Here is a 12216-nt window from a genome sequence, read left to right on the forward strand (position 1 = left end):
TTTTTTTAATTTTTTATTATTTTTTTTAGAAAAGTATTATTTTTATTTTTTTTAGATTTTTTTATTATTTTTTTAGATTTTTTTATTATTTTTTTTAGAAAAGTATTGTTTTGATTTTTTTAAAGATTTTTTTATTATTTTTTTTAGAAAATTCTTATTATTTTTTTTTAGATTTTTTTTATTATTTTTTTTTGAAAAATATTGTTTAATTTTTAAAAATAATTTTCATTTTTGTAATAAAATTTTATTTAATTTTCTTAAAAAGTTTCTTTATTTTTATATTAATTTTTGTCTGTGCGAACAAAAAAATTTGATTTTTTTTAAATAATTTATCATTTTCATTTATCATGATTTATCATATGTTGAGTTATGCCTAAATTTTTCTTATTTTGGATTTAGGGCATTCTCCTTGGCTTTATCTTTTATTTTTATATATTTTTGTCATTATTTTTTATATTAAGTCTATTTTTTTAGGTAAACCTAAAAAATCATGTTATTTAAGTGTTTCTTTTTAAATTTAAAAGGTTAATTTATATTAGTTAAGTTTTATAATATAATATGTTAGTTTCTAACTTTTTAAATTTATAAAATAGAGGTGACACATTTGAGCGATAAAATAGTTATATCCCCAACATCTCGTCAAGAAGGACATGCGGAACTTGTCATGGAAATTGACGATGAAGGGATAGTTACCAAAGGTAGATACTTTAGTATCACACCTGTCAGAGGCTTAGAGAAAATGGTTACAGGTAAAGCACCTGAGACTGCACCAGTTCTTTGTCAAAGAATCTGTGGGGTATGTCCTATACCTCATACATTAGCATCTGCTGAAGCGATGGATGATTCATTAGACATCGAACTTCCAAAAGCAGCTTCCTTGTTAAGAGAATTAACAATTTCTGCTTCCAACTTAAACAGTCACGCAATTCACCATTTCTTAGTTGCTCCTGACTTTGTACCAGAAGAACTTTTCAAGACTGCTGTAGACAGTGTTGGAACCATCAGAAAGAATGCACAATACGTAGTAGATATGGTTGCTGGTGAAGGTATTCACCCATCTGATATAAGAGTCGGCGGTATGGCAAGAAACCTTTCAGAACTTGCACGTAAAAAATTATACACCAGACTTAAAGCATTAGTGCCAGTAGTAGACAACCATGTTGAATTAATGACCAACTTATTCCTTGAAAAGGACATTCCTAAAGGATTAGGTGTTGTTGATGCTCCTGTATTTGCAAGTGATGTAATTTACGGTAAAAGAGATTTCTTCGATCTTGACAGATTTACTGAAATTGTACCGGAAGCTTGGTATGATGACCCTGAAATTGGTAAAAGAGCTTGTACCACCGTACCATTATACGATGGTGTAAACGTGGAAACTGGTCCTAGAGCAAGACAAGATAAATTTAACGGCTACAAAGAGCAAGGTGTTTTAGCACAACACTTATCCAGAGCTCGTGAAATGAAAACTTATCTTTCCAGAGCAATTGCTATCTTAGATGAATTAGATACTTCTGCCCCTACTCTCGCAGATTTCGACCCAAGAGGTACCAACAAATTAGGTATTGGTGTAATTGAAGCTCCTAGAGGAACTGATATTCACATGGCACAAGTAAAAGACGGTAAAACCGCTTTCTACAGTGCATTAGTACCAACTACTTGGAACATCCCAACTATGGGTCCTGCAACCGAAGGATTCCATCACGAATGGGGACCTCACGTAATCAGAGCTTACGACCCATGTTTATCCTGTGCTACCCACGTAATGGTAGTTGACGATGAGGATAAATCTGTTGTTAAAAACGAAATGGTGAGAATCTAAATTTAAATTTTAATAGAGAGGAATAAAATGCCTTACGATGCAAGTAGATTAGTTGTTGGATGTGGAAACATATTATTCAAGGATGATGGTTTCGGTCCAATGGTTATTCATGCTTTAGAAGATTATTTTAAAGAAAATGAATTGGAAAAGCCGGAAGACACTCAGTTTATTGATGCAGGAACCGGAGCAACACATTTCATTTTTTCCATGCCTGATGAGAATTGGAAAAAGATTATAGTTGTTGACGTTGTTGAATGGAATGCAGAACCGGGCACCCTCAGAATTTTCAGTCCTTATGACATGCCTAAGGGCAAGTATGAAAATGCCCACACCTGGCCTGTTGAGGAACCTCTTCATGACCTTGCCGATCGCGGAATTGAAGTGGTCATTGTAGGATGTAAGCCGGCTGAAATTACTGCACCTGACGTCGATATGGGATTAACTGAACCTGTCGAGAAGGCTGTTCCTAAAGCTATTGAAATGATATTAAATGAACTTTAAAAGGGGTTTAGCAATGCTTGCAAGAATTAAAAAGAGTATTAGGAAATTTTTAGGCCTTCAAGCTAAACCGGACGCAGAAGATGATGAAACTAAAGATGAAGCTCAAGCTAAATTAAAACAAGAAATTAAAAAGGAAGTTGAAGCTGAATCTAAACCTGCAGAAGAAGCTAGAAAAGAAGCTGATGCAGAAAAAGCAAAAATAGAGGCTGAAAAAGAGGAATCATCTGAGCAATTAAGTAAAGAATCTTCAACACAGGAGGTTGAAAAAGTGGCTGACAAACCAAAAATAGGATATATTCACATGAGTGGGTGTACTGGAGACGGTATGTCATTAACTGAAAACTATGACATTCTCTCAACCTTACTCACTGATATGGTGGACATTGTTTACGGAACAACTTTAGTAGATTTATGGGAAATGCCTGAAATGGATTTAGCATTAGTCGAAGGGTCTGTCTGTTTACAAGATGAACACAGTGTAAAAGAACTTATGGAAGTAAGAGAAAAATCAGGATTAGTTTGCGCATTCGGATCTTGTGCAATGACTGGTTGTTTCACCCGTTACGCACGTGGTGGACAATTAGCTCAACCAAAACATGAATCTTTTGTACCAATTTCTGACTTAATCAAAGTAGATTGTGCTATTCCAGGATGTCCTGCATCCCCAGAAATTATTGCAAAAGTAGTTGTTGCTTTAATCAACGGTGACATGGATTACTTAAAACCTATGTTAGACATGGCAGCATGCAACTTAGCATGCGGTTGTGACTTGCAAACCAATGTTGTAAGTAAAGCATTATGTACTGGTTGTGGAACTTGTGTATTAGCTTGTCCAACCAGAGCTCTTGAAATGGTAGAAGGTAGACCTTCCCACAATAAGAACAGATGTATTAAATGTGGTGCATGTACTACCCATTGTCCAAGAACCTGGTTCCCAGAAGAGCAAATTAAAAAAGACTTAGGATTATAATGGAGGATAATAAAATGGCATTCGGTACATATAAAGAAGTAGTATCTGCTAGAGCTACTGATAAACAAATCCAAAAAGTCTCACAAGATGGTGGAATCGTAACAGCTTTATTAACTTACGCTTTAGAAGAAAACATTATTGAAGGTGCAATTGTAGCTGGAGATACTGAAGACGCATGGAAACCTGAACCAACTATTGCAATGACTCCAGAAGAAATTATTGCAGCAGCAGGTACCAAATACACCTTCTCTCCAAATGCAATCAGACTCAAAGAAGCTGTAAGACAATATGGTCTTGAAAAAATCGGAACTGTAGCAACTCCTTGTCAAGTAATGGGACTTAGAAAAATGCAATCTTACCCATTCGCTACCAGATTTGTTGCAGACAAAATAGCATTATTAATTGGTATTTTCTGTATGGAAAACTTCCCAAGGGATTCCTTAAGAACTTTTGTCGAAGGAAAAATGAACTCTTCCTTAGACAACGTAAACAAAATGGATATTGGAAAAGGAAAATTCTGGATTACTGACCCTGAAAAAGAATCAGGACTCGCTTTAAAAGAAACCCACGGATATGAACAAGCTGGATGTAACATCTGTCTTGACTATGTTGCAGAATTAGCTGATGTATCTACTGGATCTGTAGGTTCTCCTGACGGCTGGTCTACTGTATTCACCAGAACTGACAGTGGTGCAGACATTTTTACCGCAGCAGTTGATGCAGGTATTCTTGAAACCAAACCAATGGATGATGTAAAACCTGGTTTAGGATTACTTGAAAAACTTTCCAACGGTAAAAAGGACAAAGGTAGAAAAGAAATCGAAAGAAGAGTTAACATGGGACTTCCAAGTCCTTTCTAATTCTTCCCCTTTTCTTTTTTATTTTTTACTTTCCTTATTCTATTTTTTAGAACTTTTTTTATTTTTGATTATTTACTTTTTTACTTTAATTATTTTATTTTTAGCTATTTTTATTAATTTTTAATTATTTTTATTAATTTTTAGCTATTTTTATTCTATTTTTTGAACTTTTTTTATTAGTTTTTTTATTAAAAAATTATTTTTAGCTATTTTTTTTTAAAAAATAAACAAGTTATAATAAAAAGGAAAAATCAATATTAAAAATAATAATAAAAATTTATATTATAAAAATTAAAATTATTAAATGTAAATTGGGATATTTTTGTATTTGGTGGAATTATGAGAAATTTTAATAAAATTTTATTGTTTTTATTGGTGCTCATTTTAAGTTTAGCAAGTGTAAATGCAGCAGAATTAGATGATTCTAATTTAAATGATAATTTAATTGATAATTCAAATGATAATTTTGGTATTAGTTTAAATGAAGCTTTTAATGAAGATTTGAATTTATATTCTAATGATTTAAATCATGATTTGAATTCAGATTCTAATGAATTAAGTTCTAATTCAGAATCTAATTCTTTAGAAATTCTTAATGATTCTAATTTAAGTCCTAAAGGTGAAAAACTTTCAGATTCTAATCAAAACATTCATAAAATCTCAGATTCCAATTATTCAAACTACTTTGATAGAAATGGAAACCTTTTGTCTGGGATTGTCTCTCCAAATGATATTTTAGATCTTTCAGGTTCCTTCAAGGGCCGTAACTTTATATTAAATGTCCCATGTACAATAACAAGTTCCTCAAACAATGCCTTTTTAACTAACTGTATGATTAAATTTGAAGGAGTAAACGAGTTTCAATCAAATTCCTCCAAGTCTTCCTCTCTTTTAACATCAAAGGTTTACAATTTAAACATAAGAAATTCAAATGCAGACTGTCCAGGAGTCTATATCTTGAACAGTTCCTATGTAGAGGTCTTTAATAACGATATCTATTGTACAGGAGCTAATGGAAATCCTGTTCGTGTAATCTATTCCAATTTCACTTCCATTTTTGGAAATGTTCTTGAATCCTATTTTACAGGATATATGAACCTTTCATGGAAGCGTGCAGGGATTTTGCTTGGAGAAAGTCACAATAACAGCATTTATTCTAATCAAGTGACTGTAAAGGATTCAAATCCTATTTATCTAACTACCTATGGCTTTGAAAAGTCCAATTATAACTTTATCTATAACAATACGGTTAAGGCTTCTGCAATCAGTGAGGATACAGGTTTGCTTGCTCCTTCAGCGTGGGCATATGGCATTCATATAATGGGTGATTACAACACTGCATTAAACAATACAATTTATAATATGTATCGTGGAGTTGATTCTGAAGGAAGCTTTAACAATATTATAGGAAACATAATCTTCAATCTTACAGGAGGCTACTTTGAAGGAAATGATGGAACTGAAGGTGGAGACTATGGTATTCATGCTTCCTATGACAATTTAATAGCAAACAATACTGTATTTAACAGTAAATTAACAGGTTCTGCAATTTATTTAATGCCTAACAATACTGCATATGGAAATATTGTATATAATATAAGCGGTCGCAGCGGCATTGAATTTAATTATTATGCTTCAAACTGTGATGTTTATGATAATTTGATTTATATGGCAAGAGGCAATGGAATTTATGTCTTTGGCCGCATGTCTAATCTGACCGTCTCATCCAATATTGTAGGATCATTGGATAGTGAAGCGATATTGTTTAAAAGGCAGTCAAATTCAAAATATCCAAACAATTCAAGTGTTTTTGACAATTCCATTTTCTCATTTTCCAACTCTGCAATAGACATTTCAAACATTCCCTCAAATGGAAACATTACTGTATTCGATAATGGAATCATAGTTGATGAAAGTGGTTTTTCAGACTTTTTTGCATCTGATGGCACTATAAATAACTTAAGCTATTTGAATGGTTTAAACGGCACATATGATAATCCCTATAATGCTTTAATTTTTGAAGGGAATTTTTCTAATGCTCTTTTGAATGATGGTGTTTTAAAAATAGATGCTCCTATTTCCTTGGTTTCCCTTAATTGCACATTTTCTAAATTGGATGCTTATTTAAATAGAAATTTAAGCTTTTTAAATCATGATTTGATAGGTCCTGATTTGTCCTCAAATAATCCTGTTTCTTCATTCAGCTATGATTTCTATGAAAATGATGAATATAATTATATAATTGAGAATTTTAATGCTCTTAAAGCAAGCACTGCCCTATTCAATAATATTTCATTGGAGATTTTATCCTCTGGCCTTTTGATTGAAGGATTGAGATTTAATAATGGGTCAATTGCCTTAAACAATGTTGATAAGGTTTATTTAATTAATAATCATATTTATATTGATTTTAAGGATTATGCAATTAGATTCAATAATTCAAACGCTTCCCTATTTTCTAATTTCATTGAAGTGAATGAGTATAATCCTGCCCTTTTGATTGCTAATGAAAGTGTAGTTGTCATGGATGAAAACATTATCAAGACCCTTTCGGATATTGGCATTCTTTGCATCAATTCAACTTATCCTAAATCTTCAAGCTATGTAATTGACGATTCTAATTATTATGCTTTCTTCAATGATGATGGAAGCTTTAGGGATGATTTTGAAATAGACTTTAACAGTACATTGAAATTGGCAAATTTAAGCAATAAAATAATTAAAATAGACATTCCTTTAAGGATTGTTTCAGTTGAAGGCTCTAAATTGATTAATTCTCGAATAATATTTGAAGGAGAGTCATTTAATAGTGTACTATCAAATTTAAGCTTTGAGATAAGGGATAATTCCTTTTTAAAGTCCTATGAGATAATTTCTGTAAAGGAAGGTGTAGGGGATTTGCTTATTTCAAACAACAGAATTCTTGTTTGCGATGCTGATTTTAATGAATTGTCATTTATTAGGGTATTTGATTATGAGGAATCGTCTGAAAACATTAAAATAATCAATAATTCATTTTATATGGAAAACTCTTCCATTAATATAAGCAAGGCTTTATCCATTGAAGGATTGAAGAATTCAACAATTGCAAACAATAATATTCAAATAAGTTCAAATAAGTCTTCATATGGTTTGGATTTATCAAATTCAAAAGATTTAACCTTTTTAAATAATGATTTGAATATTTCTTCAATCAATTCCTCTTATGCCTTGGCCATTAGGAATTCTAAGGATTTGTCCATTAGGGATAATAATATATTTTCAAATGCTGTAAGTTCAATAGGGCTTGGATTGTATAAGTCAAGTGATTTTGAGGCTTTAAACAATAATATAAGTATTTTTGGCTCATTTTATAATGCTCTTGCTACTGAAGATCCATTGGGAAACTTTGATGGAGCCATTTTAATTGATTCAAGTTCTGATTTGACAAGTTCCATTCTGGAAAATAATCTTTTATTTGAAAATGGATTAAAAACTTCTTTCATTCATTCTGAAAATCCTGCAAGGGATATTCAAAATCTTATTGATGATGCAATTCCTGGGGATGTGATTGATTTTGGAAATACAATCTATGCCAATTTGGACACCTTAAAGATTAATAAGTCCTTGACAATAAAAGGAGGAGTCTTTGTTTTCAATGAGTCTGATTATTTAAATGGGGGCTCTGGTGGAATCAAGGTTTTGTTTAATGTTTCTGCCTTGGATGAGTTTGAAGATTTGGATTTGTGTTCTAATGGAAAAGATTCTGATTTGTCTTCTGAAGGTTCTGATTTGTCTTCTGAAGGTTCTGATTTGTCTTCTATTGGAGTAAATATTCTAAATGGAATTTATATTCTTAACAACAATAAAATTATTGTTTTATTGAATGGTATAAACGGTTCTGATGTCTTTTCAACAAATGTTCCTAAGGTTAATGTGGCAAATAATATTTTCTCCCTTGTGGATGAGGATATTGTGGCAAAATCCATAAATATTCTTCAATTGGAAATGGATAGGGCTGTTTTGGCTCCAAGCAATTCCATTTCTGTCTTGAACAATACATTAAGTTCTGGAATAAATCCTTTTAAGATGGAAATCAAATCAATATTGGATGGAAAGGATGTTTTTATTTCTCCTGGCTTTGAGAAGGGCTCAACTTTCATTGAATGTGAAAACATGACAACAAGTTCCATTAATTATTATCTTGACGGAAGAAATGGGGAATATTTCAATTTTATCCTATTGGACGGTTCTGGAAATCCTCTGGCAAATAAACCGATTTTTGTAGGATTTAATGGTCATGTTTATAATTATACAACAGATGAGAATGGAAGTGCAAGAACTCAAATAAATCTTGCTATAAAAGGAGGCTACACATTTGCTGTAAGCTTTTTAGGAGATGATGAGTATAATGCAAGTTTTGCAGTTGCTAAAATCACTGTAAATACTCAAATTCCTATTTTAGCTACAAATGACTTTTCTTACAAGGCAAGTAATTCTAATAAGGTGATTAGCGCTAGTTTGAAAACAGCTTTAGGAACTCCACTTTCAAATAAGAAAATTGTTTTTGCAGTTAATGGAAAGACTTATTCAACTAAAACCAATGCTAAGGGAATTGGAAGTTTAAAACTTAGTTTGGCCAGTAAAAAGACTTATAAGTTTACGGTTAAGTTTGCTGGAGACAGTACTTATGGTACGGTTAGTAAAAGTGCTAAAATAGTTGTTAAATAGGTTTTTATTCTTTAATTAGTTTTTATTTTTATTCTTTTCATTCTTTTTATTTTTATTTTTTATTTAATTTTAAGAGTTTATTTTATTCTAATTCTATTTATTTTATTTTATTTTTATTTTTTATTTAATTTAAGAGTTTATTTTTCTTTAAATCATTTTATTCTTTATTTTATTAAATTTAGTTTCATACTTTACAAACTAATTTTACTTTTAAAAAAATAAAAGTGAGGTAAAAACCTTCACTTTTTATTAAATTTTTTTTAAAATTTCTATTTTTATTAAAACTTCAAATATTTAATTAATTAATTAATTAATTAATTTTAAATGCACGTTATTTTTAACTTAAAGGGTAGTTATATTACATCCGTCGCTTTCTACAATCATTGTGTGTTCCTTTTGAGAAACCCAAGCTCCAGTTCTTTCCTTAAGTGCAGCATAAGGATAAATTGCCATTGCATCTCCTAATTGTTTAAGTCCTGCATTTACCCTATGTTCATTAAAGTTTTCTGTAAGCCAACGTCCACTGAATGGCAAGTATCTATAATTCTTTTCAATATGATTAAGCATTCTTTGAGTAGATTTCATCCTAAATGGTTTATTCTTCATATATGAAAAGATATATGCATAAGGACAGTCATTTACAATGCCTTCACCATTAGTTGCAAAAGGCTCTATAGCAACTGCCTGACCTTCCTCAAGAACTGTTTGATCATTATTGTTATAGTTTGGAACTGAAATTCCTGCATGTAAGTTCCAATGTTCAAGACTGTGTCCTGTAAGGTTTAAAACAGGATTTAAATTGTATTCTGAAATTGCATCATAAACAGCCTGTCCAATGTCACAAACCTTTACTCCAGCCCTTACTGTACTTATTGCAGCTTCAAGTCCTGCTGCTGATGCATCTATGATTCTTTGATTTAATTCAAGAGTCTCTTCATCAAACAATTCTTCAAGATTGTCTCCTGGGACCATGACTGTAACTGCAGAATCTGCAATAAAACCGTTAACTTCAGCACCTAAATCCAGTTTTACAAGATCTCCAGTTACCATTTTATTGGTATCTCCTGCAGGGGAGGTGTAATGAGCGGTAATTTCATTTATGGACACATTACATGGGAATGCAATTCCTGCACCTGACTTTAATATTTCTCCTTCCACAAATTCTACAAGCTCAAGAATAGGAAGATCGTTTTTAATCATTTTAGACGCTTCACTTCTTACTCTTGATACGATTTTTCCAGCTTCTTCATAAGATTTAATTTCATCAACCATTTTATCACTTGGTGGTTTTTTATAAATGTTTTTTTCTACTGTTTTATACTTATTATTTTTAAATTGTTCAATAAGTATTTTTTTAATAAATTTCTGTAATAATTCAGTTTAAGTTTTATTTTTTTTATTAAATTTCTGTAATAATTCAGTTTAAGTTTTATTTTTATTTTAAAACTTTAATAATTATTTTTTTAGTTTTATTTTTATTTTAAAACTTTAATAATTACTTTTGTTTTATCTTTTTTTAAAACTTTAATAAATATTTTTTAGTTTAATCATTTTTTTTAAAATTCATATGATAATTTTTATATACTCTTAAATATAAAATATACTTATTCTTATTTAAATCATTATTGAAATTTAATTTTTATGGAATTATTTTTAAAATAATTTGGAGGTAAAAATATGGCTAATGAACTAAGTTTATTTGATCCAAGTCAAATCTTTATTCTTATATTAGTAATTATCTTAGCTATTGTAGTTATTATTGTTGTAATGCAATGGAAAAAAGTTAGTCAATCCAATAATACTTTAAAATTAATGGAAAAAGAAATTGAACTTAAAAAAATTGCTATGGTAGAGAAAGACTTAGAGAATAAACGTATGATGGAAAATCCTATTAAATTACCTGCTGAACAACAAGAACATCTCACTCAAATTAGAGATTCAACTGCTGATGTTATGAACAATGTAGGCTATTTGCATAGTGAAATTAATGAACGTTTAGCTCGTCTTGAAGCTCAAACTGAACTTAAAAAATTAGAAAAGATGCTTAAAGAAATTGAACAGAAAGAAAAGAAACTTAATAAGAAAAGATAGGTTTTAGTGAGGTTTTATTATGGAAATCGTTGAAATACTTGCTATCATTATTCTTATTGTTGCCATTGTCTTTTTAATTTATTATTATGTTCAATCAGTAAATACTGGTAGCACTGACATAAGGGAAATTTTCAGTTCATTTACCACATCAAGTAAAAGTTCAGACTCCACTACCATTAATTTGGAAGATGAAATCGCTGAGAAAAAGTCTATGGGTGATAAGATTAAATATACCTTTAAGGATATTGATAAGTCTTATGCTAACACCACTGATGCTTTTTCAAAAAGATTAGATGCATTTTTAGATGAACGTAGTGAAGAGTTAATTGAAAGCTGGTCATTGGTGACTACTGATGATTTGTCCAGTCTTGAAGAACGTTGCACCTCTGCTTGTGAAAGCATTGATGACTTGGAAAAAAGATTTTCAGACTATTCAACTGCAACAGATGAAAGATTGGAAGACTTTGAACTTCGTATAAAAGCACTCGAAGATCTTGGTGATGAAGAAGAATAATCTTCTTTATTTTTTTTATTTTATTTATTTTATTTATTTTATTTTACTTATTTTTCTATTTTTATTTATTATTTTTAAATTGCTTCTAATTCTTTTTTGTATTTTAATCGTTTTTATGTTTTTTTTATTTGAGTTATTATTTGTTTTTATTTTTTCTATTTTCATTTTTTTATTTAATCAATTTTATCCTTTTAGTTAATTTTATTTTACATTTCCAATGATTTTTTTTAAATATCTTTATTTTTATCCAAAGGTTTATATATTATGTAAACTAATATTATAATGTTGAAATAGTTTTATCTTTTAGCAGGGTGGGGTAGTCTGGTGATCCCGCGGGGCTCATAACCCCGAGAGCCCTAGTTCAAATCTAGGCCCTGCTATTTTTTATAGACTGTTGATATAACATTGTTATATTATTATTCTTATTTTTTTATTTTTTCAGTTATTTTCTTTTTTTAGTTCTAATTAGTTTTTTTTATTTTTTCACTCATTTTATATTTTTTTAAATTCTATTTTTTTATTTTTTAAATAGTTTCTTTCTTATTTTTTTATTTAAACAATTAATAAACTATATATATATATATATCGACAAATTTAGGTTTATAGTCTTTAAAAATTTTAATGTTCATTTTCATTGAAAAAATTATTAATTTATTTTAATTGAAATTCATTTTATTGTACATATTTTAGATTATTTTATTTTTATTGAATTTTCATTCAGAGATATTAAATAAAGTATTATACATTT

General features: G+C 29.9%; 8 protein-coding genes and 1 tRNA gene. 8 read left to right on the top strand and 1 reads right to left on the bottom strand.

Annotated elements, in window-relative coordinates:
• The first annotated feature begins 604 nt into the window (after positions 1–604).
• The 5 genes from frhA (at position 605) to Q0138_RS07630 (ending at position 8863) form a co-directional block, all read left to right on the top strand.
• Positions 605–1822 carry a coenzyme F420 hydrogenase subunit alpha gene (gene frhA, locus Q0138_RS07610; RefSeq protein WP_297982905.1) on the top strand — a complete coding sequence of 406 codons (1218 nt, stop codon included), beginning with the start codon at positions 605–607 and terminating at the stop codon, positions 1820–1822.
• 27 nt (positions 1823–1849) lie between these two features.
• Entirely contained in the window at positions 1850–2323 is a 474-nt protein-coding gene (gene frhD, locus Q0138_RS07615) for a coenzyme F420-reducing hydrogenase, FrhD protein (RefSeq protein WP_297982908.1), read from the top strand.
• Between the two features lie 13 nt (positions 2324–2336).
• Positions 2337–3293 (top strand): coenzyme F420 hydrogenase subunit gamma, encoded by a 957-nt coding sequence (gene frhG, locus Q0138_RS07620; protein ID WP_297982925.1) that lies wholly within the window; start codon positions 2337–2339, stop codon positions 3291–3293.
• A gap of 14 nt (positions 3294–3307) precedes the next feature.
• Complete coding sequence (gene frhB / locus Q0138_RS07625; RefSeq protein ID WP_297982928.1) at positions 3308–4153, top strand: coenzyme F420 hydrogenase subunit beta; 846 nt, start codon at positions 3308–3310, stop codon at positions 4151–4153.
• A 339-nt stretch (positions 4154–4492) separates the two neighbouring features.
• Positions 4493–8863, top strand: a complete 4371-nt coding sequence (locus Q0138_RS07630; RefSeq protein WP_297982910.1) for a right-handed parallel beta-helix repeat-containing protein — start codon at positions 4493–4495, stop codon at positions 8861–8863.
• Between the two features lie 342 nt (positions 8864–9205).
• Here Q0138_RS07630 and map read toward each other — a convergent pair whose 3' ends face one another.
• Complete coding sequence (gene map / locus Q0138_RS07635) at positions 9206–10135, bottom strand: type II methionyl aminopeptidase (protein ID WP_297982914.1); 930 nt, start codon at positions 10133–10135, stop codon at positions 9206–9208.
• A gap of 405 nt (positions 10136–10540) precedes the next feature.
• Between map and Q0138_RS07640 the strand changes: the two genes are divergently transcribed.
• The 3 genes from Q0138_RS07640 (at position 10541) to Q0138_RS07650 (ending at position 11848) form a co-directional block, all read left to right on the top strand.
• Positions 10541–10954, top strand: a complete 414-nt coding sequence (locus Q0138_RS07640; protein WP_297982919.1) for a hypothetical protein — start codon at positions 10541–10543, stop codon at positions 10952–10954.
• Positions 10955–10973: 19 nt separating this feature from the next.
• The gene (locus Q0138_RS07645; protein ID WP_297982922.1) at positions 10974–11468 is read left to right on the top strand and encodes a hypothetical protein; all 495 of its coding nucleotides are present in this window, start codon (positions 10974–10976) and stop codon (positions 11466–11468) included.
• A gap of 305 nt (positions 11469–11773) precedes the next feature.
• Positions 11774–11848 (top strand) — tRNA-Met (locus Q0138_RS07650).
• The last annotated feature ends 368 nt before the right edge of the window (positions 11849–12216 follow it).

It is taken from the genome of uncultured Methanobrevibacter sp. (assembly GCF_937906425.1).
Lineage (GTDB): Archaea > Methanobacteriota > Methanobacteria > Methanobacteriales > Methanobacteriaceae > Methanobrevibacter.

Coding starts and splice junctions, on each gene's coding strand:
- frhD (WP_297982908.1), top strand. CDS start 1,850: ATGCCTTACGATGCAAGTAGATTAGTTGTTGGATGTGGAAACATATTA.
- frhG (WP_297982925.1), top strand. CDS start 2,337: ATGCTTGCAAGAATTAAAAAGAGTATTAGGAAATTTTTAGGCCTTCAA.
- frhB (WP_297982928.1), top strand. CDS start 3,308: ATGGCATTCGGTACATATAAAGAAGTAGTATCTGCTAGAGCTACTGAT.
- Q0138_RS07630 (WP_297982910.1), top strand. CDS start 4,493: ATGAGAAATTTTAATAAAATTTTATTGTTTTTATTGGTGCTCATTTTA.
- map (WP_297982914.1), bottom strand. CDS start 10,135: ATGGTTGATGAAATTAAATCTTATGAAGAAGCTGGAAAAATCGTATCA.
- Q0138_RS07640 (WP_297982919.1), top strand. CDS start 10,541: ATGGCTAATGAACTAAGTTTATTTGATCCAAGTCAAATCTTTATTCTT.
- Q0138_RS07645 (WP_297982922.1), top strand. CDS start 10,974: ATGGAAATCGTTGAAATACTTGCTATCATTATTCTTATTGTTGCCATT.